The organism is Bacillus halotolerans (assembly GCF_004006435.1).
GTDB classification, from domain to species: domain Bacteria; phylum Bacillota; class Bacilli; order Bacillales; family Bacillaceae; genus Bacillus; species Bacillus halotolerans.
On the sequence record NZ_CP029364.1, the window covers coordinates 1,208,808 to 1,233,476 of the forward strand.

General features: G+C 47.4%; 20 protein-coding genes. 5 read left to right on the plus strand and 15 right to left on the minus strand.

The features are described 5' to 3' along the window. Positions 1–8: 8 nt before the first annotated feature. The 4 genes from DIC78_RS06135 to DIC78_RS06150 all read right to left on the minus strand — a co-directional run bounded on the left by DIC78_RS06135 (position 9) and on the right by DIC78_RS06150 (position 7,550). The gene (locus tag DIC78_RS06135) at positions 9–977 is read right to left on the minus strand and encodes a GDP-mannose 4,6-dehydratase (RefSeq protein WP_024120527.1); all 969 of its coding nucleotides are present in this window, start codon (positions 975–977) and stop codon (positions 9–11) included. Between the two features lie 6 nt (positions 978–983). After that, a complete protein-coding gene (locus DIC78_RS06140; protein WP_024120526.1) occupies positions 984–1,748 on the minus strand; it encodes a glucose-1-phosphate cytidylyltransferase in 765 nt (254 codons plus the stop codon). Between the two features lie 240 nt (positions 1,749–1,988). Continuing rightward, positions 1,989–3,908 (minus strand): lipoteichoic acid synthase LtaS1, encoded by a 1,920-nt coding sequence (gene ltaS1, locus DIC78_RS06145; RefSeq protein WP_024120525.1) that lies wholly within the window; start codon positions 3,906–3,908, stop codon positions 1,989–1,991. A 453-nt stretch (positions 3,909–4,361) separates the two neighbouring features. Continuing rightward, complete coding sequence (locus DIC78_RS06150; protein ID WP_127695726.1) at positions 4,362–7,550, minus strand: bifunctional cytochrome P450/NADPH--P450 reductase; 3,189 nt, start codon at positions 7,548–7,550, stop codon at positions 4,362–4,364. A gap of 148 nt (positions 7,551–7,698) precedes the next feature. On the opposite strand from DIC78_RS06150, the gene DIC78_RS06155 reads away from it, so the two are divergent. Beyond that, positions 7,699–8,769, plus strand: coding sequence for a DUF3900 domain-containing protein (locus tag DIC78_RS06155; protein ID WP_127695728.1), 1,071 nt, complete (start codon positions 7,699–7,701; stop codon positions 8,767–8,769). A gap of 33 nt (positions 8,770–8,802) precedes the next feature. Here the strand turns inward: DIC78_RS06155 and DIC78_RS06160 are convergent, their stop codons facing one another. Then, a complete protein-coding gene (locus tag DIC78_RS06160; protein ID WP_127695730.1) occupies positions 8,803–9,912 on the minus strand; it encodes an FAD-dependent oxidoreductase in 1,110 nt (369 codons plus the stop codon). A 161-nt stretch (positions 9,913–10,073) separates the two neighbouring features. Between DIC78_RS06160 and yetL the strand changes: the two genes are divergently transcribed. Next, complete coding sequence (gene yetL / locus DIC78_RS06165; RefSeq protein WP_127695732.1) at positions 10,074–10,577, plus strand: transcriptional regulator YetL; 504 nt, start codon at positions 10,074–10,076, stop codon at positions 10,575–10,577. A 188-nt stretch (positions 10,578–10,765) separates the two neighbouring features. On the opposite strand, the gene DIC78_RS06170 is transcribed toward yetL, so the two are convergent. The 3 genes from DIC78_RS06170 to DIC78_RS06180 form a co-directional block, all read right to left on the minus strand. Further along, a complete protein-coding gene (locus tag DIC78_RS06170) occupies positions 10,766–11,410 on the minus strand; it encodes a Bax inhibitor-1/YccA family protein (RefSeq protein ID WP_127695734.1) in 645 nt (214 codons plus the stop codon). 115 nt (positions 11,411–11,525) lie between these two features. Then, positions 11,526–11,693, minus strand: a complete 168-nt coding sequence (locus tag DIC78_RS06175) for a YezD family protein (protein WP_024120518.1) — start codon at positions 11,691–11,693, stop codon at positions 11,526–11,528. A 155-nt stretch (positions 11,694–11,848) separates the two neighbouring features. Continuing rightward, positions 11,849–12,718 carry an STAS domain-containing protein gene (locus DIC78_RS06180; RefSeq protein ID WP_024120517.1) on the minus strand — a complete coding sequence of 290 codons (870 nt, stop codon included), beginning with the start codon at positions 12,716–12,718 and terminating at the stop codon, positions 11,849–11,851. Between the two features lie 197 nt (positions 12,719–12,915). Here DIC78_RS06180 and DIC78_RS21665 point away from each other — a divergent pair, with 197 nt between their 5' ends. From DIC78_RS21665 to hmoA, 3 genes are all read left to right on the plus strand, one after another. After that, on the plus strand, positions 12,916–13,470 hold the full coding sequence (locus DIC78_RS21665; protein ID WP_127695736.1) for a hypothetical protein: 555 nt from the start codon (positions 12,916–12,918) through the stop codon (positions 13,468–13,470). 95 nt (positions 13,471–13,565) lie between these two features. Further along, positions 13,566–13,928, plus strand: a complete 363-nt coding sequence (locus DIC78_RS06190; protein ID WP_024120515.1) for a VOC family protein — start codon at positions 13,566–13,568, stop codon at positions 13,926–13,928. A 101-nt stretch (positions 13,929–14,029) separates the two neighbouring features. Further along, positions 14,030–14,353 carry a heme-degrading oxygenase HmoA gene (gene hmoA / locus DIC78_RS06195; protein WP_024120514.1) on the plus strand — a complete coding sequence of 108 codons (324 nt, stop codon included), beginning with the start codon at positions 14,030–14,032 and terminating at the stop codon, positions 14,351–14,353. Between the two features lie 36 nt (positions 14,354–14,389). On the opposite strand, the gene DIC78_RS06200 is transcribed toward hmoA, so the two are convergent. From DIC78_RS06200 to DIC78_RS06230, 7 genes are all read right to left on the minus strand, one after another. Beyond that, on the minus strand, positions 14,390–15,085 hold the full coding sequence (locus DIC78_RS06200) for a DUF421 domain-containing protein (protein WP_106021469.1): 696 nt from the start codon (positions 15,083–15,085) through the stop codon (positions 14,390–14,392). Positions 15,086–15,160: 75 nt separating this feature from the next. After that, on the minus strand, positions 15,161–16,504 hold the full coding sequence (gene lplD, locus DIC78_RS06205) for an alpha-galacturonidase LplD (RefSeq protein ID WP_127695738.1): 1,344 nt from the start codon (positions 16,502–16,504) through the stop codon (positions 15,161–15,163). A gap of 8 nt (positions 16,505–16,512) precedes the next feature. Next, positions 16,513–17,400 carry a carbohydrate ABC transporter permease gene (locus DIC78_RS06210; protein WP_095714388.1) on the minus strand — a complete coding sequence of 296 codons (888 nt, stop codon included), beginning with the start codon at positions 17,398–17,400 and terminating at the stop codon, positions 16,513–16,515. A gap of 13 nt (positions 17,401–17,413) precedes the next feature. After that, positions 17,414–18,370 (minus strand): ABC transporter permease, encoded by a 957-nt coding sequence (locus tag DIC78_RS06215; protein WP_024120510.1) that lies wholly within the window; start codon positions 18,368–18,370, stop codon positions 17,414–17,416. 54 nt (positions 18,371–18,424) lie between these two features. Next, entirely contained in the window at positions 18,425–19,933 is a 1,509-nt protein-coding gene (locus tag DIC78_RS06220) for an extracellular solute-binding protein (RefSeq protein ID WP_127695740.1), read from the minus strand. A 122-nt stretch (positions 19,934–20,055) separates the two neighbouring features. Continuing rightward, positions 20,056–22,629 carry an exo-rhamnogalacturonan lyase family protein gene (locus tag DIC78_RS06225; protein WP_127695742.1) on the minus strand — a complete coding sequence of 858 codons (2,574 nt, stop codon included), beginning with the start codon at positions 22,627–22,629 and terminating at the stop codon, positions 20,056–20,058. A 44-nt stretch (positions 22,630–22,673) separates the two neighbouring features. Then, entirely contained in the window at positions 22,674–24,668 is a 1,995-nt protein-coding gene (locus DIC78_RS06230; protein WP_127695744.1) for a beta-galactosidase, read from the minus strand. Position 24,669: the final 1 nt, after the last annotated feature.

Below are 24,669 nucleotides of genomic sequence, written 5' to 3' on the forward strand. Positions count from 1 at the left end.
ATTTCGCGTTACTTTTTGAAGAATTCTGTATACCACGCAATGGTTTTTTCAAGTCCTTCATCAATGGTGTAAGCAGGTGTCCAATTCAGCAGCTTTCTCGCTTTTTCCGCAGATAAATATTGGTGCTTGATTTCATTGCTTCCCTGATTCAGCACCTTCGGCTTTAGATTACTGTTCATTTTCTTTAATATTTTCTCGACTAACTCAAGTACAGTCAGCTGAATCTCATTGCTGAAGTTAAAGGCTTCCCCGGCGAGATTGTGTTCCTCCATTTTCTCCGCCAGAAGCAGATAAGCCTGAACGGCATCTTCAATATAGAAATAGTCGCGGACAAAGGTGCCGTCGCTGCGGATTTCAGGAGCTTCCCCGTTCAGCACAAGCTGAATCGTCTGCGGAATGATGCGGTTGAAGTTCAAATCTCCGCCGCCGTACAGATTTCCGCAGCGTGTAATACAGACCGGCAGGCCATAGGTGTGAAAATACGTATGGCTGATCAGATCCGCGCAGCTTTTCGATACGTCGTACGGATGCTTGCCTTGCAGCGGCATATCTTCATCGTACGGAAGGTTTTCTTGATCACCGTATGCTTTATCGCTTGACGCGACAATGACACGCTTGATTAACGGATGCTTCCGGCAGGCCTCAAGAACATTCCACGTGCCGAGAATATTCGCTTCAAAGGTTGAAACCGGGTTGCGGTTCGCTACGCCGACAATCGCTTGTGCAGCGAGGTGAAACACCGTGTCGATTTCATACTCGCCAAGCGCGCGTTCAATCACGGGCAAATCTTCAAGAGCGCCCTGCACGATGTTCATTTTCTTCACATGTTCTCCCTGATAAAGATTGGACTGAGGCACATGATCTCTGACAAGCCCCGTCACGTTTGCGCCCTGTTCGATCAGCTCTTTCACCAAATAGCTTCCTAAAAGACCTGTACAACCCGTGACAAATACGTTTTTATTTTTCCAGAAACTCAAATCAGTTCACCATACCTTCCATACATGTTGTCCTTGATCCCACAGCTTGTTGACTTCCAAAAGATTTTTATACGTATCGATTGCCGTCCAAAATCCGTAATGGCGATACACGGCAAGTTCACCGTCTTTCGCAAGGTTCTTCAGCGGTTCATCTTCGAACATGGCGTTTCCGTCCTCCGGCAAATAATCGAAAACCTTTGGATTGAGAACGAAAAATCCGCCATTGATGATGCCGTCACTCGATGTCTTTTCAGAAAATGTTTTCGCTATGCCATCCTCAACCGTCAAGGTGCCGAACTGCGAGACTTTATCAATGCCGGTGACAGTCGCGGCAGCACCCTTTGTCTGATGATAGCTGATGAGATGAAAAAGATTGATATTGGCCAGCCCGTCCCCATAGGTGAGCATAAACGTTTCATCGCCGATGTAGTCCTTCGCCTGCAAGATTCTTCCGGCTGTCAGCGTGTCTTCCCCTGTCTCCAAAAATGTGATTTTCCACGTTTCAGGCTGTCCCAGCATCTGCACCTCTCCTGTAGAACTGTCGAGCGTGAGGCTGTTGTGCTTCCATTCGTAGTTCAGGAAATATTCTTTGATTTTTTCTCCTTTGTAGCCTAAAAGCAGAATAAACTCGTTCACTCCGTAGTACTGATAGATTTTCATAATATGCCATAGAATCGGTTTTCCGCCTATCATGGCGAGCGGTTTAGGAAGTTCATTCGTGACCTCACTCATTCTCGTTCCTTTTCCGCCGCAGAGAATGACCGCTTTCATCTCTACCCCTCATCTCTATGAATATTGAGTTCGAAACCTTGGTACCTCCTTACAATCTATCAAGGCATTTCCCCGATAATTTGTCCGATTCCAATACCGGTTTCAAAATCTACTGTAATGATATGAGAGAGAGGCGGCCTTGGTGACCAAATGGAATCTATTTTTTCAACTTGGTTATGTAACCACACAAAAAAAGAGCCCTGAGCGCGGCAATGCGCCCGCTCAAGGCTCTTCTTTGTCTTATTCGATATCTTTTTCCTTGCCGTAATGATAATCAGAAGGATCAACGGCTTTAAAGTCACTGAGTTTGTGGAATCTCAGCAAATCTTTGTAAAGGACACTGTCTGAAAGCTTCAGCTGCTGTGTCACTCTCGTTTTCAGGTTCTTCGTATCTTCATTCGCTTTTACTTCTTTACCTGTCTTCGTATCATAGATGATATTGTCGACAGATGTGTACTTCGGCGTTACAAAGTCGCCGTTTCTAAACGCCACTGTGTCGTCGTGGTCTTTAGAGAATAAATCGGTACCGAAGTTGATATATTTCTCAGAATCAATACCTTGCAAGTGAAGAAGTGTCGGCATGACGTCAATTTCGCCGCCATACGTATGGTTCACTCCGCCTTTTTTGCCAGGAATGCGGATCATCAGAGGCACACGCTGGTTTTGCGCGTTTTGATAATCTGTGATCTCTTTTCCGAGAATTTCTTTCATCGCGCGGTTATGGTTTTCAGAAATCCCATTGTGGTCACCGTAAATCATGATGACTGAGTTGTCATACAGACCTGCTTCCTTCAGTTCCTTGAAGAATTGCTCAAGGGACTCGTCAAGGTAACGGGCAGTCTGGAAGTAGCTGTCGACTGTATTATCGCCAGTCGTCGCTTTCTTAATCGTCGCGTCTTTTTCATCCAAGTTAAACGGATAATGGTTTGTCAAGGTAATCAAATGCGCGTAAAACGGCTTTTTCAGAGATTCAAGTTTTGGAATCGATTCTGTAAAGAACGGCTTATCCTTGAGCCCCATATTAATGATGTTTTCTTCTGACATGTCATACGTGCTTGCGTCGAAAAATTTGTCATAGCCGATATGTTTGTAAATCTGATCGCGGTTCCAGAACGATTTGTAGTCACCGTGCAGGACGGCGCTTGTATAGCCTTCCTTCTGATCCAAAATCGCAGGAAGCGACTGGTATGTGTTTTCGCCTTTTGTTACAAATGCGGAGCCTTCCGGAAGACCGAAGATCGAGTTATCCATTGTCAGCTCGGCATCAGATGTTTTACCCTGACCTGTCTGATGGAAGAAGTTATCGAAGTACGTGACGTCTTCGCCGCCGTGGGCCAGTTTATTTAAGAATGGCGTAACTTCTTCACCGTTCAGCTTGTAATCAATCAGGAACGACTGGAAGCTTTCCAGGTGAATCTTAATGATGTTTTTGCCTTTGGCAGAACCAAAGTACTCAGCGTTCGGCTTCGCGTAATGTGACGTCGTGTAATTCTCGACACTTGTCAGATCATCGCTGCTTGCATACGCTCTTTGCGTTTCTGTTTGAGCCGTCTGCACACCGTCATAAATGGTGTAATTGTAAAGACCTAAGTATTTTACGATATAATTGCGGTCAAATGTTCTTGTCAGCAGCTGCGGGCGGTCTTTTTCCGCAAAATGCAGGTTGATGAAAAACAGTGCGACCCCGGAAAGGATCACCAAAGACGCAAAACGTTTTTTCATTTTGAATCCTTTGAATTCAGGTCTCCAGATCAGTACCGCAATCAAGATGATAATATCTAAGAAATAGAAAATATCATGACCGGCCATGATGCTGAAAATACCGTCTCCCATGTTTCCGACGTTACCGGACTGTTTAATGTTCGGGAACGTTAAGAAATCATCAAAGAAACGATAGAATAAAATATTTGCATATAAAATGAACGTCATCACAAAATCAATAATCAGCATGATAATAGCCGATTTTCGCCCTTTCGCAAGCAAAGCCAGTCCTAAAAAGAAGACGGCGCTTGAGAACGGGTTAAACACCAAAAGGATTTCTTGGGTTGTGCCTTTTACCCCAAGGTTAAACTCTGTTTTGTAGGATAAATACGTTTTTGCCCAAAACAGTATAACAGCCAACACAAAAAAGCTAAGTTTGTAAGAAAAAAGTTTCTTCATGGCAACCTCTACTTTCTTAAACACTTTAAGTCTTTATTTACTTTTACCTTCTCTTTTATCCTGTCTTTCAATTCCTTCTTTCCAAACAAAATCAAGGCATCACACAACAAATAAATATACCGCGCTATACCGGGATATTTACGTTTTGCACCATACCATTTCTATTACACCTATTTCAAACCAAACACTGGACGAAAGAAGCCCTCAATTCGTTTCACTTTTTTTCTCGTAAATAAAAAAGGTTTCTTTTGTCATGCCCGCTTTTGGAAAAAAAGAAATAGATACCGAGTATAAGAATAACATAAACTAGCAAAAACGAGAAATAGGTCTTAAGGACAGCCCGCCCATCAGGCGGACTGTGGTTATTGTATGCACAGACGTTTAGCGAGATCACATTTTTTTAAAAAGGACATAACAAAAGGACTGGATCTTTCCAGTCCTTTGTAAAAACAATCAAATCCCTGACCAGACATCCTTTGCATACATGCCTGTTTCCTGCAGATGTTTGAGCCAGTTTTGCGCTTCTTCTTCACTGGTGCCATGAACAGACTGATATGCGTTTTGCAGCGCGGCCTCCACATCAGGCGCCATCCTGCTGCCGTCACCGCATACATAAAGCCGGCCGCCGCGGTCGAGGATCGAAATTAAGGTTTCCGCATGTTCCGCCATGAGGTGCTGAACGTACGTTTTCGGTATGCCTTCTTTACGGGAATAAGCCGTGTGCACAGTAACAATTCCGTCTTGTTCAAACTGCTTAAGCTCATCCCGGTAAATAAAATCGCGGTCATTTCTGCAGCCAAAATAAAGGTGGGCTTCGCCGAGCGTTTTTCCCTCGCGTTTTAAAGCTGACCGAGCTTGCAGGAATCCGCGGAATGGCGCAACCCCTGTTCCCGGCCCCACCATGATGATTGGTGTTTCAGGGTCTTCCGGGAGCTGAAATCGGGATTCCGGTGTGCGGACAAACATCACGACATCATCTCCCGCCTTCCGCTCCGCCAAGTCATTCGATGCCACTCCGCGATATTCGCCGCGGCCGCTCCAAGCCGGCCCGCGCACAACGCCTACAGTTATCGAGGCTTGTTCCGGATTCACCCGCGGAGAGCTTGAAATCGAATAATACCGCGGTTTTAACGGGCGTAAAAGCTCTAAAAACCGTTCAAACGGCATTTCACATGCTTCATATTGTTCGAGCAGATCCAGCATGGAAATCCGTTTTTTCAAAATTTGTTCCTGATAAACGCCCTCTTCCGTCATATCTTCCAATTCACGTTTATGAGGCGGACAGACGGTAAATGCGGCCAGCTCGCGTATTTGCGCCCTAGTTGCCGCTTCCTGCACCTCGACGCTGTAGCTGAGCAGATCATGCAGGCTGACAGGCCGATCCAAAGGCAGATTCCCGGAGCTGCGCCCGCTTGCCGTCAGTGTAACTTGGTCAGTTCCTTTTAAGCCGAATCTGTGAAGAATCCGGCTGACATTTGTCCGGCTGTTCCTTGGCAGAACGCCAAGGTGATCACCTTCCCGGTATTCGACGCCAGAAGGCAGCGCAATTTCGATATGGCGGGTGCTGCGGCCACTGTCTGCGGACTGGAGTTCTCGATTTTCCGCAATGGATGCGTGAACCGCTTCATACGACCGGGCTAATGGGGATTCTCCCAGCCCCCTGACAAACTGAAGGCTCAGCGTGCTTCGCTCCTTATCAGCGTTTTCATTAAGTTCGAGTCCGAAGGCCTTGATGGCGTCCGACCACATGCTTTTTTTCCACTGGTCAAGCTGTCCTTCAAAATCACCGCTGACATCGCCCTCTCCGCGTGCAGAAAAACGAGTCGCCCCTTTTTCCGCTAGCTGCTCGTCAATGGTTCGCGGAACGTACTGATACGTGCTTGCCCAGTTATGATCTCCGCAGCCAAACACCGCATAATGGACACCCTCAAGCTCACCTGGCTGTATTTCGTCAAGCCACTGCACAAACTGGCCCGCATTGCTTGGCGGTTTTCCATTATAGGAAGAGGTGACGATCACAACGGCTCCCTTTTTCGGCAGCTTTCCAATCTGATCGTTCAAGGGCGCCACCTCAGTCCTTACCCCGTGAAGACTCGCTGTATCGGCAAGCTCCCGGGCGACGCCTTCCGCGGTGCCGGTATCAGAGCCGTACAGTACGAGTAGCGGCCGGTTGTTGAGACCGATAACCGAAGCACTCTTCGTTTCCTGTTTGCTCTTTTGTTCATCGTCGTGCGCCGCTTTTTCCCCCGACGGGACGCCGGCATGAATCGCTTCCTGATTTCGCGTTTGAACTCGGATGTGAAAATCACCGGGCTTAAGTGTCAGCGTTTGTTTGATATCAAGCTCATAATTCTCGTGATCAATCAAAGTGAAATATTTTAATACCATGCCCAGCACAAGTGTAGCTTCATGCAGGGCAAACTGCATGCCAATACAGGCTCTCTGTCCATTCCCGAACGGCTTGTAGGCATGATGAGGCACTTGGTCCTGATGTTCGAACCGTTCTGGACGAAATTCTTCAGCGTCCTCTCCCCATGCGTCTTGATCGCGGTGAAGCTGCGGAATCAAGACAGAAATTCTGTCCTTGGTTGTGATCGGATATTTTCCGCCAATGACCGTATCTTCCTTCGGATAAAGACTGAAAGCCGGAGCCGTCGGCCATAAGCGCAGTGATTCATTTAAAATCATCCGTATGTATTTCAGCTCGAGCACTTGTTTATAGGTCGGCGCTGCACCCGTCAGCACCCGGTCGACCTCTTCATACGCCTTTTTCAGTTTGTCAGGATGCTTCAATAAAAAGTAGATCGCAAACGACAGCAGGCCGCTCGTTGTTTCATGCCCGGCAATTAAAAATGTAATGATCTGAAAACGGATATTTTCATCATCAAGCTTCTCCCCGGTCTCCGGATCTTCCACCTTCAGCATCCGTGCAAGCAAATCTTTTTCATCCTGATCTCCATCCGCCTTGCGCTCTGCAATAATGCTGTCGACTAACGAAAACATCGTTTGAATATCGTGGTGGAATTGGCGCTTTGTTCTGACCATGAGTTTATCTTGAACATCAAGCCGCTGCATCTGGTGCATCGCTTCATCCAGCGCGCGCACCATGCTGTTGATAAACGGATGAGGCGTTTCTCTGTAGTAGCTGTTAAAACGATAGTTAAATCCGCATAACCCGATCGTGTCCAGCGTCAGCCGGGTCATATCCGCAGGGACGTCGACTGCTTCATTCGGATTGAGCCTGGCCCACTTTTGAATCAGCTGAACAGCGATATCGACCATTTTTTCATGATAATCCTTCATGGCCCGCTGGCTGAACGTCGGCATCAGAATGTTGTGCGCTTTTCTCCAGTTGGGCTCATGCGTCCAGCTTGTAAACAATCCGTCACCGGAAAACGCGCGAACTTTTTCCAAAGCGCCTTCAATGCTTTTATCGAAACGCTCTTCATCACAAACTTCTTTCACGAGTTCATGGCCGGACACCACAATTGTCGTGCCCGCCGGTGTGTGAATTTGAAAAATGGGGCCTTGCTCTTCCGCCAATTTGATCAGTGACAGGGTCGGTTTATCTTTATCAATTAAAGGAAGATTGCCGAGCGGTCCAAACGTCTTCGGCTGAGGAATCGGGCTTGTTTCCTTCATCGAACCATTCCTTTCGTATGTAATGCTTTCTATCTGACTACATTTCCCTTTCATGGTGATGATTATTCCATTTCTCTGATTGACGCCTGATCATTGTTTTTTCTATACTTGAGAAGCTGTACAATACGCAAATAAGGTGAGTTCATATATGGATTTTGAAATTCGATTTTTATCCTTTTATGTCATACAGGTGGAGGGCAAGGATGAGCAGGCAAACAAGCAATTCAAGCACTTCCAGACCCTTGATACAGAGGAATTTGAAGAAAGCGAACTGAAGGACTTTCTTGACGGAGAGCTGAAAAAAATCGTCAAACGGAAAGCGGATCGCCATCCCCAATCCGAGCAGGTGCCGACGAAAATCGGCCATTTTATCGTCGAACCCGGCCACGAGCTGGATTCCAACCCGAACTACAACATGTTCAACCGTGCGCGCCTGGCGGAAACAAAAGAGGACTTTAACGAGCTGAGCGAACAGTTCGTCCGCACGTACCTAGATACAAGCGCGGTCCGCGGCAGTGTGTTCTTAGTCGCTTCGGCTGTGCCGAGAAAGTACTTCGACGAGTCATTTGTCTTCATCATGAAATGTGATTTTGAGCCGAAGGTCGCCCGCATCTCAGACGCGTCTTCCCTCATTAAAAAAGTCGAAATGGCCATCACGACAAAAAACATGAAGAGTATCCAATACCCGTTCATGCCGGAGGAAGGAATGGTCGAGGAAGGCGAGCTGAAAATCCACCAAGCCTCGCACGCCCGCTATTTCGAGGATTTCCTGAAATTCGTTGAGTACGGCGAATCAATGCCGGAAATCATGAAAACCCAGGTCATGAACATGGTGCAGGAGCACGTCTATGAGACATTTGAGGACAACAGTGAAGAGCTCAAGCAGTTTGAACAAGACATCGAAATCTGGGAAGCGAGCGAAAAACGGGAAATCCAAGAACGCCTCGACACGCATCAAGTGATCGAAGCCTCCGCCCAGATCATCGAGCACACGCCGGAAGCCGAGCTGAAAATGAAAGTCGGAGAAACCGAGATTAAGGGATTGCTAGCTGATTTTGGCGAATCGATTCATCTTGCGAAGGTGAACGGGCGCTATGTCGCGCTGATTGAAGCGGAGACGATTTCGTTTGAGAAGGGCAGTTCGCCGGTGGAGTTTTATAAACCGGAGGGGCTGCATGAGGTGATTGAGCGGATACGGAATAAAACAGAGCAAGAATAAAAAGTCCAGAATTCAATTCTGGACTTTTCCTATTTAATATCCTTCTCTCAACACCGCATAACACTCCCCGATCAGCTCTTCCGCTCCCGGCTCTCCTTTCAGCCCGCGGCGGACGATTTCTGAGGATAAATCCTGCACTTTGAGCGCTCTTGGCGCTCTTCTTTCGTAGTATGCACGAAATGCGGTTTTGATGCCGTCGTGGTTTTTGAGTTCTTCGGCGAGGACCATGGCATCCTCGATGGCCATTGCCGCTCCTTGTGCCAAGGTCGGCGCTCCGGCATGGGCGGCGTCTCCCCCGATGACGACGCGGCCTTTGTACCATGGCTCCTGCACGGCGACTTGCTCCAGTTTATTAAAAATGACGGGGTGTTCTTTTGACATATGCTTTGTGACAAAATCAAGCCCCGGGAAGCCTGAGAGGATCTCTTTGACTCTATCAAACCGGGTCTCTTCCTCATCCCAGTAATCGCTTGTGCAAGGCTGGAGGACGAAGACATAGCCGGCGTGTTCCGCCAATGGCACGACGCCAATTTGTGTCTCTCCACTTCTGTACATCAATGTCGCGTCCTCAAATGTGTAATCGGGAAGTTCAATATAAAAGCGCCACGCCCCCATGCCGAGAAACTCTTTTTCTATTTCTTTTTGCAGTATGGCATCCCGCACAATGGAATGAATGCCGTCAAAGCCCGCCAGAATGTCGGCCTGCATCTTTTCTCTATCATCAAATATGGCAGTAACCGCTTCAGGCGTTTCTTCATAAGCCACAATCTTTTTCCCCCACAAAATCCTTGCGCCCGAAGCTTCGGCATGCTTGATGAGAATATCATTTAACATTTTTCGCAGGATATTATTGCGGCCCGGAAGCTTATCATCTAAGAAAGACTCACTGACTTTGAATAATAGATTCCCCTGCTTATCGAAGGTTTTAAACCATGCTGTTTGAAATCCATGCTCGCAGCACTCTTCAAATACGCCCAGCTCCTTTAACACCGCCAGTGCGTTTTGCGGCTGGAGAATCCCTGCGCCGGTCTTGCGGTTTTCTGCAGCCGCTTCACATAAGGTGACGGAAAAACCTGCTTTACTGAGAGAAATGGCTGCCGACAGCCCGCCGATTCCGCCCCCCGCAATCAGTATATGTTTCATGTTGATAACCACCTTTTCAGTTCTCTGTATATAGTTAGGTACCTAACTATATTACCTTACTATGTGCGGCAAACAGCTGTCAATCATCTCCAACACGGGTTGCGTTCTGATTTTCCCTCCATTATAATCGTGTCACGACAAACGTACGGGAGCTTATTGTGATGGAATTAAAACATTTACCGAAATACAAGCATATAACAGAACATGCCGAGACGTATTCCAATGTGGACACCGGTTCTCTTGAATTATTTTTATCTTTGTTTGATATTTCGAAAAAAATGAATCATGTGATGGAGCATTATTTCGCCAGACGCGGACTGTCTGAAGGAAAATTTAAAATCCTGATGCTTTTGTTCGACGCAAAGGACCACACGTTAAGCCCGACGGAGCTCGCCAAGCAATCGAGCGTCACAAAAGCAACGATTACCGGGCTGCTTGACGGACTGGCGAGGGACGGATTTGTCCGTCGCAGGCATCATAACGAGGATAAACGAAAAATCAGCATTGAGCTGACAATGGAAGGTAAAGAACGGCTGAAGCAATTTCTGCCCGGCCATTTCAGCAAGATTTCCGCTGTTATGGAAAACTACAGCGATGAGGAAAAAGACATGTTCGTGAATATGCTGGGCGATCTTTTTGAAAAGCTAAGCGTGTTTAAAGACTAAAAAACCCCGTCCGATCTGGACAGGCTACAGCACTTTTTTTAAGCACGGTGACAAATATGCCGTTGATCACAAACACAATGCCGATCAGAACAGATGTAAAAATGCCGGACACCTTTGTCAATCCACTGTACATAAAAAAACGCCAACCGTTACAAAAAGCGCCTATCTTAATGACAGGCGCTTTCTGATTAATCATCACTGCTTAAAATGCCAAAGAAGCGAAGCAGGTTGATGAACAAGTTGATAAAGTCAAGGTACAGCGATAATGCCATAACCGGAATTAAGTCCTCCGTAATATCGCGGTGTTTGATTTGGTTCAAATCATACAAGATGTAAAGGGAAAAGACGATGGTTCCAATAACGGAATACGCCATCATCGCCGCGGAATTCAGCGGGCTGAAGATGCTGAAAATGCCAACCGCAATTAGTGCGATGAGCGCTACGAGCAGAAACGACGACAGGAACGATAAATCCTTCTTCATTTTTGCGCCGATTGTACCGAGCACAGCAAAAATTAAAAATGTAGATCCGAACGCTTCAAGTACCACATAGGCGCCGGCTATTGAAGCGTAGTGGCTGACAATCGGAAATAGGGTAATGCCGGAAACGAAGGCGAATGTATAAACAAACGCATACCCGACCGCTTTTCTTCTGCGCATCCAGAAGGCGATAATAATCATCGCCACTTCAAGGATTGAAAGCGGCAGCATCAAAGCGACAGGAATAAACTGGCCGATGTACAGCCCGACGGTTGCGATCAGCAGTGTGAAGACAAAGACTGTCAAAATGCGCTGCATGATCGATTGCTTACTCTCGTGAACCGTAGCTTGCATGTCAAAAATCCTCCTAAGAAATGATCTTAAAGGTCTATTATATAAAAAATGGATGAAATATGTATATGTTTTAAGGAGAATTTAATGTCGAACAAAAACCTTTTAAACACCTCTTTTACTTCGATTCTTTGCTTTTCAGTGAGAAACGGTGCTTTTCGACCTTCTCAATCTGTGTGACCTGGGAATCGTGTACGGTGATTTGAACGGTGCCGAAATCCAGTGTTTCCAACGAGCTGATAATTTTTTCAATCACTTTCGGATCAACGGTTGTTTTTGAAACCAATGACCTTCCCCCCTGTTCGGTTTTAATTCATAGTATTCTTATAAGAATTATAATATTATGTTTTTTCCAATAAATCAATGGTGATTTCTATTCACATCAAAAAGGCATATGATCACCTCATCAAGGGGCGGTCATATGCCTAATCAGATTTCATCTTAGTTTTGTTCCAATTCCTCAACAATACAGCGGACGCCCATGTTTTCAAGCGCCTGCTTCAGCGTGCCGTATGTTTCATATTCACTGAAATCAAGCCCTAATTGAATGGATGTTTGGGCGACATCCGGCCGAATGCCTGAAAATACGGCTTTGACGCCAAGTAAGAAAAGTGTTTTTGACAGGTTGTACAATTGCTGTGCAACCATTGTATCCACAATCGGGACGCCGGAAAGATCGACAACAAGACTTGTGATTTTTCTCTCAATGCATCGGACCGGCACTGTCTCTAAAATCACCTGCGCACGTTTTGTGTCTACAGAGCCAATCAGCGGCAATATGCCGATTCCATCCGCAATGGAAATCACCGGACAGCCTAATTCACTGATCAATTCCTGCTGAGAAGTAAGCCTCATCAGCATAAATTTTTGATACTGCTCGGAAAACTCAATAATCAGCTTATCGAAAGACTGATTCACAATACGGTTCCAGCGGTCAGCATCCTCATTTGTGACGATATCCCGATGCTCTTTTATAAACGTAACGACAGCATCCCAGAATGCGATTCTTGAATTTGATATGGCTTCGACGACCTCATGCACCGGAACATCTTGCTCTACTCTTTTTTTCGCAACATTCAGCGCCCATTTTGCCATATTGTCTTGAAATTCGGTTTGTTCCTCCAGGAATGCACTTGCGATTGTTATATTCGTAAACGTATGCTGCTCTGTCAAAAGCTTTTTGGTTTCTTCACTTAAATGCTCGGCGGAATATAATTCGCCTTGCAGCTGACTTCGTAAACTGAACCATTTCTCAGTAATGTCAGCCGTATGGTCTATGATATATTGATATAGTTTTTGATCGATATTCACGGTCTGTCTCCTTTTTCATAATAGAAGCTCTTATATTATAAAATTATAAATCGGAATTGTGAATGGGACTAGGGAAAAATGGATTGATTCTGCACAATGAGCGCATGCCAATTCTATCCATAGGCAGATTCACCAATATAAGCCCACTCTCATATCCTGTCAAATGTACAGTTTACTATGAGAAAGGACGTTATGATATGTATTATGATCCATATATGTATGATGGGCCGATCTATGATCCATGGACTCCAGTAGAATATGATTACCGCTACCCAGTTGGATATCCAGGGCCTGGTATCGGCGGAGGCGCCGTACCCGGTATTGGCGGGGGTGCTGGGCCTGGTATTGGCGGGGGGGCCGTGCCTGGTTTTGGCGGAGGCGCTGGGCCTGGTATTGGCGGGGGGGCCGTGCCTGGTTTCGGCGGAGGCGCTGGGCCTGGTATTGGCGGAGGCGCTGGGCCTGGTGTTGGAGGCGGGGCGCCGCAAGGTCCTCCCCCGCATAAAAAGCCGGCAAAACCGACAAAGCCTCAGGGCTTGCACGGGGCAGCTTATTTAGTTGAACCCGTTCTCATTCAGCCTTGCCTCTTCCGTTTTACCTATGTTTGGTTAACCAACGGCAGCTCATTTTGGTTCTATCCAGTCATTCTTGGCAGAGAATCCGTCGGCGGCTTTTATTGGGATGCCTCACACCACCGCTGGTTTTATTACGCCTTGGACACAAAACATATAGATGTCGTAAGCTGCTCATTTTAATGGTAAATCAGCCGGTTCTCCCGGCTGATTTTTCTGTGTTACTTCAGCTTTATAAAGGTTATGATATACATATCTATTGAATTGGAGGTTTCCCTATGATCAAACAAATCGGCACTGTGGCTGTATATGTTGAGGATCAGCAGAAAGCGAAGCAATTTTGGTCGGAGAAGGTGGGTTTTGACATTGTGGCGGACCATCCGATGGGGCCAAACGCAAGCTGGCTGGAGGTCGCGCCCACGGGGGCACAGACTCGTTTAGTCATTTATCCGAAAGCGATGATGAAAGGCGCCGAACACATGAAGGCTTCTATTGTCTTTGAGTGTGAAGACATCTTTGGTACATATGAAAGAATGAAGGCAAACGGCGTAGAATTTCTCAGTGAGCCGAACCAGATGGAGTGGGGCACCTTTGTTCAATTTCAGGACGAGGACGGCAATGAGTTTTTATTGAAAGCATAAGTGTGACGGCGGAGAAAATGCTCCGCCGTGCTCTTTTTTTGACATTGAGAATGAATTTCATTTACAATAACGGATATATGAGCGTGATTGGAGAGAGATAAATGTTTGTTCAGTTAAGAAAAATGACGGTAAAAGAAGGCCATGCTGATAAAGTGATCGAACGTTTCAGCGCTGAAGGAATCATTGAAAAACAGGAAGGCTTAATAGATGTGACCGTGCTTGAGAAAAACGTCCGCCGCGGCGATGAGGAAGTCGTTGTCATGATCCGCTGGCAATCCGAGGATCACTGGAAACAGTGGGAAAAAAGCGATGCGCATATCGCCGGGCATAAAGCGAACAAAGGCAAGCCAAAGCCTGACTATATGATCAGCACTGAAGTGAGCATGTATCACGTGAGAGCTGTTAAACAAGGGACTCATCAATAACGAAAAAGAGCTTGGGCTATGCCGCAAGCTCTTTTTTCATGAGGATCTGCTTTCTTCAAATGTGATAGCGTACAGCGGTTTATTAGGATGCCATTCAGCAAATAAAACATCCTCAGTCTTTTCAATCCCCTGCTTTTTCAGCGTTTGCTTCAGCCACTGTTCGTCTACCCCTGCTTCTCGCAGGTTGTCATACACAATCTCCCCATCAAGAATTAACGTGGTGGGCAAAGACACATTTTGCTGCGGAAGATTCATATCTTTTCTCGTCGGATTGCCAAAATCGGATTTCTGAAGAACGCTGACCATCCCGTTTGTTTCTAATATGGCATATTCCACTTCCTGTATGGAAAAGCAGCCGGCCTGCCTTAAAAGGCTCTGCAGCTGATTAATGTCGAGCTTGTTTTTCTTCAGCATTTCATATTTGAGCTTTCCATTATGGATGACGATATTCGGTTCACCTTCCAGAAACTTTCTGGACCCTTTTACTTTTTGGGTAATGAATTCAATCATATAAATCAGCAGCCCCCACAGCAGCGAAGCGAAAATAATCTCTTTGATCTTAATTTCATGATCGTACACTGCATTTCCGACCAGTTCCCCTAAAATCAATGCAGAAATAAAGTCAAACGGCGTGATTTGAGAGAATTGGGTTTTTCCGAGAAACTTCAAAATGACAAATAAAATACCCAAACCGCAAACTAATTCTACCGCTACATTGAGATAATCTCCCATGTTGATAGCACCTACTTCTTAAGAGCTACTATCATTATGGTCAACTGCACGTTTTCTAAACGGTCACTGCTCCTATTATAATATCGGCTGGTGCTTTGAAAGCATGTCGTCAAAAAGCTGCTCCGCATCACGGCGGTCGAGCGTGACAAGCGGGTCATTGAGAAACGCTTGAAAAGCGAGACCGCGGTCCTTTGTTAGCCCCGCTTCCGCCACTGCCTCCTGATTGGATACTTGTCGTGCCGCCAGCATTTCCACACCCTTCGGCAGCGCTCCGGAAACAATCGGCTGGACACGGTTGCGGGTAATGAATGCGTTTGTTTCCACGATCGCATCTAATGGGAGATGAGCGACCTGGCCTTGATTCGGCAGATTCACATTTGTTACAAGTTCGCCCAGTCCGAGGAGCGCCGCAATGATATTCACGCCCTCTTCTCCTGATGCTTTCCTCTCAACACCCTGTTTTTGCTGTGCCATGTGATCCGTTTCTTTTTGTTTCCGGTCTCTGTCCTGTTTTCTGAAGGATATGGGTGTCAGGTGAAACTTCCATGTCTCAGGCTGTTTGAGATAACAACCGGGGAGAAACTCAGCCAGGTGCCTGTCACCGGCAGCGGGGATGGCACCGTACGTTTCAAATAAATCGAATGCAATACGGTGTGCAGAGCGAAATACACTGTCCTTCCAGCTTTCCCCCTCCAGCTCATAGCCGGATTCGGCATAATGCGCACAGAAATCATGGAAAACTGGCAGCAGATCAATATGCCGGTAAGAAGCTGCTGTGACCCATGTAAAATGGTTAATGCCCAGCACATGAACATGGACGTCTTCACGCCGCTTTACCTCTAGTCCAAGCCTATCTGTAACCATCTCCGCCAGCAGTTTTTGCGTGCCGAATACTTCGTGGCAGCAGCCGAACGCTTTTATGCCGGGAAACACTTTATACAGCGTTCTCGTGCAAACAGACATTGGGTTTGTATAATTGATGACCCATGATTCGGGGGCGTAGTCTCTTATTGCCCGGGCAATTTCTGCAAACATCGGAACGGCCCGCAAACCTCTCATAATTCCCCCCGGTCCGACAGTATCACCAACTGATTGATAGATGCCGTATCGCTCAGGCAGATGAACGTCCGTTTCCATGTCATCCAGAGTGCCCGGCAAAATCGAAATAATCACGATATCCGCACCGGATAATACTTTTTTCAAAGTAGAAACCGCCTCGTACCGCCATCTGCCGTCTCCGCTGTGATTGCCGATGATTTCATTTTTCTGCGCCGCTTCAAAATTCAGATCATAGAGCGCCACCGTGCCTGACATTCGGTCATCATGGGACAAATCGCTCATCAAGCTTCGGCCCCAGCCTTGGGAACCCCCGCCGATATAGGCGATTTTGATCTGATCTAACGTACTGATATGAAACACTCCCTTTCTCAGCCTTTCACAGAACCGATCAGCATTCCTTTGGCAAAATGTTTTTGTAAAAATGGATAAACCGCCAAAATCGGTATGGTCGCGATGACGATGACAGCAAGCTTAATCCCCTGCTCCGGCGGAATGGTATTTTGCATCGTATCGCCATTGGTCGCCGTTAAGTCCGATAAAATCGTGACCTGGCGGAGCACCATTTGCAGCGGCCATTTTGCACTGTCATTGATATATAAGAGAGCATGGAAGAAATCATTCCAAATTCCGACCGCATAAAACAGCGCAAAGGTGGCAATGACCGGCTTTGACAGCGGCAAGGCGATCCGCCAAAAGACGCCGATTTCTGAACAGCCGTCAATTTTTGCTGATTCCTCAAGCTCCTGCGGCAGCTGCTGAAAGAAGTTTTTGATAATAATGAGGTTAAACGGATTGATCGCCATCGGCAGGATCAACGCCCAATAGGAATCCAGCAATCCAAGTGATTTGACAACAAGATACGTCGGAATCATTCCCCCGGAAAACAGCATCGAGAAAATCACAAGATTTAAAAGCAGATTCCGTCCCTTCACATGCCGCTTCGCCAGCGGATACGCCATCGTAAAGGTGAAAAACAATTGCACGGCTGTCCCGACTACAGTGATGAAGATGGATACGCCCATACTTCTGATAAACGTCGGTGTCGAAAACACATACCGATAAGCGTCAAGGGTAAAGGTTTTCGGGAAAATAAAGAAGCTGCGCTGAGCAAGCTCAGCTTCTGTCGCAAAGGAACCGGCGATAATATACAAAAACGGCAAAATGGTAATCGCGCCGACGCCGCCAAGAAACAAAATGTTGCAGACGTCAAATACCCGTCCGGCTTTTGTGTTGTGCATCGTGTGAATGTCAGCCATACCTCTCCCTCCTTTAAAACAATCCTTCTTGATCGAACTTTTTCGCGATGTAATTGGCACCGAAAATTAAGACAATCCCGACAACCGATTTAAACAAACCGACAGCTGTGCTGTAGCTGTACGCGCCTTGGGTAATCCCCATCATGTAAACGTACGTGTCGAAGATGTCAGCCACGCTGCGGTTAAGCGAGTTTGTCATCAAATACACCTGTTCAAAACCGATATTTAAAAAGCTTCCGATCCTTAAAATCAAAAGAACAATGATGGTGCTTCTGATTGCCGGAAGCGTAATATGCCACATCCGCCTAAACCGGCCGGCCCCATCCATAATCGCCGCCTCATATTGCTCCTGATCCACCGTTGCCAAAGCGGCGAGAAATAAAATCGTTCCCCAGCCTGTCTCCTTCCAGATGCTTTGCATGACAATCATCGGCCGGAACCAGTCAGCGTCTGATAAGAAAGAAATCTGATTCCCTGTCAGGCTCATGACCATTTTGTTGATGACCCCTGTATCGACTGTAAAGAAAACAAAGGTGATGCTGACCACGATTGTCCATGAGACAAAATGGGGCACGTAAATAAGGGTCTGAATGCACCTTTTATACACAGCCTTCCTCAGCTCATTCAACAGCAAAGCCAAAATGAGCGGCGCGGGAAAGGCAAACAGCAGATCAAGGCTTGCCAGCATGAGCGTGTTGCGCAGCAGCCGGAAAAAATCCGGATTCATAAAAAAATCTTTAAAATAATCAAGACCGACCCATTCGCTTTTCCAGAAGCCGAGATATGGCGAATAATCCTTAAACGCGATAAGCACGCCCCACATCGGCAGGTATTTGAAAATCAGAAAATAAAGCAGACCGGGAATAAGAAGAAGATAAAGCCATTTGTCTCTTTTGAGCGCAGCCATCCAGCTGATGCCTTTTCCAGCAGTGAGAACTGGTGCGTTTCCCTTCTTCGGCACCGTTTCCATATCTGTTCTCCTTTCGCGATACCGGTGCGCCCGCTGAACGGCAGGCGCATCGGTTTATTTTGACGATTGATACAATTTGTTTAAATCCTTCATCAGTTCATTTCCGCCGCTGTTTTCCCAAAGCTTCACCGCATCCTTGAAGCCTTTTTCATCGATTTCTCCGATAATAAATTGTGTTCTTGCATCAAGAATGATGTTGTCCAGCTGGGCTCCTTTTTGGGTATATACATCGGATACAAGCGACTCAGCCGGGTTAAAGACGGCTATTTTTTCTCCTTCAGTGATGATGTCCTTGCGATGCTGGAAGAGCTTTGTTTTCTGATCTTCGATGTAGTACTCGCTTTTCGGGATGGACATGCTGAACTGAGCTAAGCCTTCATGCTCATACAGAAGGGATTTGTTGTTTTTTTCAAGAGAAGTGAATACGCCGTCCTTCAGCTCATAATTACGGCCCTCGACTCCGTTGTTGGTCAGAATCTGTGCTTCCTTATCGTTCAGCTTATCGAGGAAGGACAGCACCTCTTTCAGCTCTTTTTCCGTTTTCACACTTGATTTTGGTATCGCGATCATGCCTGAATATCCTGATGTCGGGAAAGTGCGCTTGCCTTTCGGTCCTTCTACTGTGCCGACGATATCAATGATATCCTTGTTCGACTCATCCGCTTCTTCCATGGCGCTTTGAATTTGCGACGCTCTGGAGCCTGTATCAACGATGACACCCGCTTTTCCTTTTACAACCGGGTCATTCCACTTCGCCGAATCCATAACAGCGAAATCCTTGTTGATCAAGCCTTCATCATACAGCTTCTTAAAGAAGGTGAGCGCCTCCATATATTCCTTCGTTGTAAAATCAGGCACCAGCTTCCCGTTTTCAACGCCGTAGCGATTCGGGGCGCCGAACCAGATTTGCAGAACATCCCACGGGCTTCCGTTGCCAAGCCCCATCCATTTCGGCACGACCATGCCGTACGTATCGTCCTTGCCGTTTCCGTCAGGATCTTTTTCCTTAAAGGCTTTCAGCACTTCATAAAAATCATCAAGCGTTTCCGGCATTTCGAGCCCGACGTTTTTGAGCCAGTCGGTTCTGATGATCATACAGGCTCTGATCAAGTCTCTCGATCTGTAGACCCCGTACACCTCGCCATTTACCGAGCTGTTCTTGAGTATCTTTTCATCAGCCTGGCTTACATTCTTGTAGTCTTTTAAATAAGGAGACAGCTCCCAAAAAGCGCCCGCTTTGACAGACTTAATAAAGCCGGCTGACTTATCTTTAATCACAATCGCATGCGGCATCTCCCCAGAGGCCATGACGATGTTAAATTTATCGTTGTAGGATGAATCAGGCACCCATGTGACCTTAATATCTTTGCCTGTGTATTTCTCTAACGCTTTTAATGATGGGCTTTTATCACTCGGGCTTTCCGGTGACAGCAGCGGCGCCATGATGTTGATCGTGTTTTTTGAATCGCTCGCTGAATTGGATGTTTCTGAATTGCTGCACCCGGCTATCATCATGGCAGCGAGCGGTAAAGCGAGCCATTTTTTTCGTATTCTTTTTTTCATGATGCGTAAGTCCCCCTTTTTCTCCTTTTTCATTTCTCCTTTGCCACCCCTAATATAAAGCGCTTACATAAATTCTTGCAATCTTCATTTTTTGCATCATTTCTCCTATGAATTGACGGCTGTTATCCTTTTTTGCCGGATGTATCTTTTTTTGCGGGGAGGTATTCACCAATTAATTCAAGTGCCGCAATGACATTTAAGCACCATTGGGAGACAGTGTTTGTCGTTACCCACGGAAGCTCTTCAAGCTGAGTCCACGTCTCGATTTGCGCGGGTTTGATCGGAAGCGGCGTATGGCTCAGTTTATGGTCGAGCAAAAGATTCCACGCTTTTTCGGCGAGGTTATGGTCTTGTTTTTTTCTCGCAGCATAGGCTGTCATACCAGCCGCAAACATCGGCCAGTGAAAATGCCCATCATGGAGCGCACCTCCGCTTTTTTTTCGTTTTTCTTCATCACTGAATGTGTAAAACTCGCCGAATTCACTCAGCATTTCCTCCCATTCACGGTCATCGAGAAGCTCTGCCAGCTCCATCCACACTTGCGGCGCGCCAAACGCAATGATCATATGATAGCCGCCCGCGATGCCGTCTCCCATGTGATGAAGCATAGACGTTGCCGGATTATATTCAAACGTCGGACCTGATAATAAGCGAAGTGGCAGGCGTTTCAGGCAGCTGATGCCAGTTTGGATTTTCCTGAGATATTCAGGATTCTCAGTCCGCTCCCATTCCGCCAGCCAGTTCGAGCAAAACGCCGCCCAGTCCGGCCCCGTTCTGACGTGAGTTGGGTGTTCTCCTTTCTCGTAGAAAGCACGCATCGGATCGGTGTTCACTAGGGCGGCATCGGCGTCCTTCACTTCTGTCAAAAGATCTCCCGTGCGCTCATCCCCCGTCAGATAATAGTAGAATTTATAAAGACCGGCCATGCTGATTCTCGCTTCCTTGCAGCCGCATCCCCAGTGCACCACGTTATGCCGGGAGCCAAGCCCCGCATATTCTCCGAGATGAAAACAGTCGGTTTCACTTGTATGGCGGGTCATTGCTTCAGCCATTCGGAATAAGTCTTCTCTGCCGGAGCGGAAAAACGCCTGCCACAGCCACAAGGTCGGAACGAGCTCATTATTTTGCCACGCGTACCCGCCGAGATCATACCGCCACATATGCCGGACCGGGTCATACGTATGCATGACGTCCCCATAGTTCCAGAACCCGTACCATCTGCGCTGCTCCACTTCTTTTTGATAAAACAAGAAGGCGGCGTCCAGCTGTTCTTCCAGCCCTTTTTTGACCGGATCGGCCGTATCGATTACACTCCAAACGCCAAGCGCTTTTGACTCGTAATAAACGTCCGGCTCACAAATAAGCAATGGCGGTGCCTGCCATTTGTCCGCTAACGCATTCAGCACGTCATCAGACGGCATCTGAGAAAAGCATGACAGGCTGATGTCGTTTGTGTTGGCAATGCCTGTCGGATCAGAGCGCATCTCATCAAACCCTTCGTACGCGCTGACGACATGGGTGTTCCCTGTATAATGCCTGAAATCCATTGCTTCCGCGTCTGGCGGCCAGAGCCATACGGTCAAGTTCGGTTGATCACCGGCAAGACCTGTTATCTCAAGTGACGACGGATATTTTTCAAAAAAATACCGCAGACCGAGCGCTAAGCCTCCATTTTCGCCGCCCGCATAGCAAAGCCCTTTCGCCCGCGTACCATGCAGCATGTCAACCCACGAATATTCCTTGCCGGTCCGTTTTGCCAGTCGGTAATGATCGCTGGAGTCCTGAACGAGTTTCATATCATTCCAAACTGCGTTCTGTACGCCGTGTGCGAACCAATCCTTGTGCTCTTCACTTGGAGAAATCGGTTCCCCGTTGATGTGCCGCTGATAAAGAGGATGCCGTTCATTCCATTTGCGGGTGCCAAACAGCTGGGCGGGTTCTTTATAAACGCCTTTGTCCCCCGCAAAACGGAAATGGCGGTTGTACGGCTCTCCCTGTAAAAAGAGGTCAAACTGCATGCCAAGCCCTTTGATGAACTCTCGTTTGAAATTCCTGTCGATCAGCTGAGTGTGCATGATATTCATCTCTGAAAGCCCGGCATAAAACGTCAATCTGATAATGAAGGGCAGCCATTCTTCATTTGTCTTTTGGAGTACATGAACCCCCTCAATCTTGATGACAGCTTTTACAGGACCTCTCTGTTCAATGACCGCACGTTTGATAAGACTGACCGATGTTTCATGAAAAAAAACCTTTTCTGCCGCCATCTCCTTTCTCGTTTCCTTTATTGCGGTCAGCCGTCCGCCTGCGGCGATCGGCTTTCCGTTCATCACCAGCGATTGAATGATGTCGGAGCCCGTTTTATTCACAGTGCAGACAAGCGCCCCGGTATCCACTTGAATTGCATCCTTTGACTCGTGGATCATGAGCTTTTTCGCTGGCGGCTGGTTTTCATCTTTTTGAAGGGTAAAGCTTGTATCGGTTTGGTGACTGAACACAGCCGCGTGCTTCGTCCATTTGATGCTCCCGTCCGGCCAATAGGCCGACGGCTCGCTTTGCACATAGCGGCTTTCACCCTTTGCATTTACAAGCGCCAGACAGTCTCCCTTTTTCAATTCTCCTCTTTTCCAAGGCACACCCCACGTTACGCCGCTTGTCAGCTTAGGCTGTTCTGATAGCCATTTGATCTTTTTCATCGGTTCTCTCCTTCCATATAAAAAAGCTGATTCAATGCAAAGAATCAGCTGCGATTATCAAACTGAATCACACGGTATTCGTGTTGGCCGACTGACAGTCTCCCCGCTCCGACTGAACGGTTTGCCAAAAGGTCGGTCCCCTCTTCCGGAAGCGTCACGCTCCCGCCTTTTCCATCCATATTAACGATAACCCATACAAGGCCGTTTTCTCCTTTTCTCGGGGCAACAATCGTACCGGGGGTGACATCGGATCTGACAGAAACGGCTGCTTCCCCCGCATAATGCCTGACGAGTGCTTCCAGCATTGCATCCCCTTTTTCGCCTGATGGAAGCGAGCCGAGCATGACCATTTTCCCTTTGCCGTGCTCTCGTTCTGACAGAAATGCATGGCCGGCACCTGGCCCGGATTCAACTGTGCCGAGAGTGTTTCCGCTCTCTATATCAAACACCGCGCTCCACAGCCCGAGCGGCGCCGTCATGCCAAACGCTTTTCCTGTATTGGCATCCTCGTTCATCGGGAACGTGAACAGTGTTTTGATTCCGGCTGTTTTCTCCAGTTCTCCAAGGCCATAATCGGTATGAACCGTATGCTCGCCCGTACGCCCTCCCGTCAGCGGCCCGGCAATCCATATGCCGCCCGCTTCAGCAAATGCGGAAGCTTTTTTGATAAAAGCAGAAGACAGATAAGGCACAAATGGCGTAAACAGCACACGATAGCCCTCCAGCGGAAAGCCTTCCGGAACGAGATCACGATGAATACCCGTGTTGAGGATGCGCTCGTAAAAGTGTGTGATAAGCGTTCGGTGTTGGAGCCCCCGGTGAGGTTCTGTTTTCAGAAACGCTTTCGCCCTGTCGGAATAGGTCATTGCAACCTCAGCCTGAACGGGCACAGTAGAAAGAATGATCGGTTCGATATCCTTTCTTGCCCGCTCAACCGCCAAAACGTTTTGATAACCAATCGCCGGCTCTCCCCAGGCACTAAGGATGGAACCGTGTGAAATCTCGCTGCCTGAACGCTGCTGGCGCCACAGCCAATAGCAAAATCCCTCGCTCCCCAAGGCGTAAGAAGACACGGCTTCAGCTTGTAAATATCCATCGGCGTGCGGCATGGCACAGCTTTCGAGCGAGGCTGCATATGACGGACTTGTTTCCAGAATCCAGAACGGGCGGTCTTTTTTGAAATGCCTCCAAATATCACAATTTAATAAAAATGCAGATGCATTTTCTTGGGAAGCGTACGTATCATAGGAAGCAAAATCGAGATTCTGAAACATCCGTTCATTGTCTGTGCTGAACATGACCGAGCCGTTATGAGTGATTGGCGCATCTGAATAACAGCGGATGATTTTCGCTTGTTCATCCGCAAATTGAGCGATCATCTCCATCGAAAACAGCTGATACATCGTGCGCAATGAAGCGTGATGCAAAAACGGGGCCGGACCCGGCTGCGGCACCTGCTCAAAGGTTTGATAGGTTTCACTCCACACATCGGTTCCCCACGCTTCATTTAACCGTTCAATCACACCGTAACGGTTTCTAAGCCAGTCATGCCATAAGCTTAAGCACGTCTCACACATGCATTCAGCCACATGGCATTTAAATTCATTATCGAGCTGCCAGCCGATCAGCCCCGGCAAGTGTCCCAGCTCTTTGGCGATGCTTGTGGTGATGATGGCGGCTCTTTTTCGGAAATACGGGTTATTTGTACACGCATGCTGACGGGAGCCGTGTCCCATCACCTCTCTTTTTTCGTTGGTGTGCATTCGCTCAGGCCGGCCGTGCGACAGCCAAATAGGCGGTGTCGGTGTCGGTGTGCACATGATTGTTTCGATGCCGTTTTCATACATCCGGCTGATTATTTCCTTAAAAAAGCTCACGTCAATTTTTCCTTCTTCCGGCTCGATCACAGACCAGGCGAACTCACCAATTCGCACGACATTGATGCCGACCTCCCGCATCCTGTCAATGTCCTGCTGAATCGTCTTTTCATCCCATAGTTCCGGATAATAGCAAGCGCCGTGATATAATTTTCTCCCCAAG

Excerpts from the sequence above, each read along its gene's own strand:
- DIC78_RS06200 (WP_106021469.1), bottom strand. The coding sequence starts at position 15,085 with ATGGGAGATTATCTCAATGTAGCGGTAGAATTAGTTTGCGGTTTGGGT.
- DIC78_RS06160 (WP_127695730.1), bottom strand. The coding sequence starts at position 9,912 with ATGAAACATATACTGATTGCGGGGGGCGGAATCGGCGGGCTGTCGGCA.
- DIC78_RS06155 (WP_127695728.1), top strand. The coding sequence starts at position 7,699 with ATGGATTTTGAAATTCGATTTTTATCCTTTTATGTCATACAGGTGGAG.
- DIC78_RS06215 (WP_024120510.1), bottom strand. The coding sequence starts at position 18,370 with ATGGAAACGGTGCCGAAGAAGGGAAACGCACCAGTTCTCACTGCTGGA.
- hmoA (WP_024120514.1), top strand. The coding sequence starts at position 14,030 with ATGTTTGTTCAGTTAAGAAAAATGACGGTAAAAGAAGGCCATGCTGAT.
- DIC78_RS06225 (WP_127695742.1), bottom strand. The coding sequence starts at position 22,629 with ATGAAAAAGATCAAATGGCTATCAGAACAGCCTAAGCTGACAAGCGGC.
- DIC78_RS06210 (WP_095714388.1), bottom strand. The coding sequence starts at position 17,400 with ATGGCTGACATTCACACGATGCACAACACAAAAGCCGGACGGGTATTT.
- DIC78_RS06170 (WP_127695734.1), bottom strand. The coding sequence starts at position 11,410 with ATGCAAGCTACGGTTCACGAGAGTAAGCAATCGATCATGCAGCGCATT.
- ltaS1 (WP_024120525.1), bottom strand. The coding sequence starts at position 3,908 with ATGAAGAAACTTTTTTCTTACAAACTTAGCTTTTTTGTGTTGGCTGTT.
- DIC78_RS06150 (WP_127695726.1), bottom strand. The coding sequence starts at position 7,550 with ATGAAGGAAACAAGCCCGATTCCTCAGCCGAAGACGTTTGGACCGCTC.
- DIC78_RS21665 (WP_127695736.1), top strand. The coding sequence starts at position 12,916 with ATGTATTATGATCCATATATGTATGATGGGCCGATCTATGATCCATGG.
- DIC78_RS06140 (WP_024120526.1), bottom strand. The coding sequence starts at position 1,748 with ATGAAAGCGGTCATTCTCTGCGGCGGAAAAGGAACGAGAATGAGTGAG.
- yetL (WP_127695732.1), top strand. The coding sequence starts at position 10,074 with ATGGAATTAAAACATTTACCGAAATACAAGCATATAACAGAACATGCC.
- DIC78_RS06190 (WP_024120515.1), top strand. The coding sequence starts at position 13,566 with ATGATCAAACAAATCGGCACTGTGGCTGTATATGTTGAGGATCAGCAG.
- DIC78_RS06220 (WP_127695740.1), bottom strand. The coding sequence starts at position 19,933 with ATGAAAAAAAGAATACGAAAAAAATGGCTCGCTTTACCGCTCGCTGCC.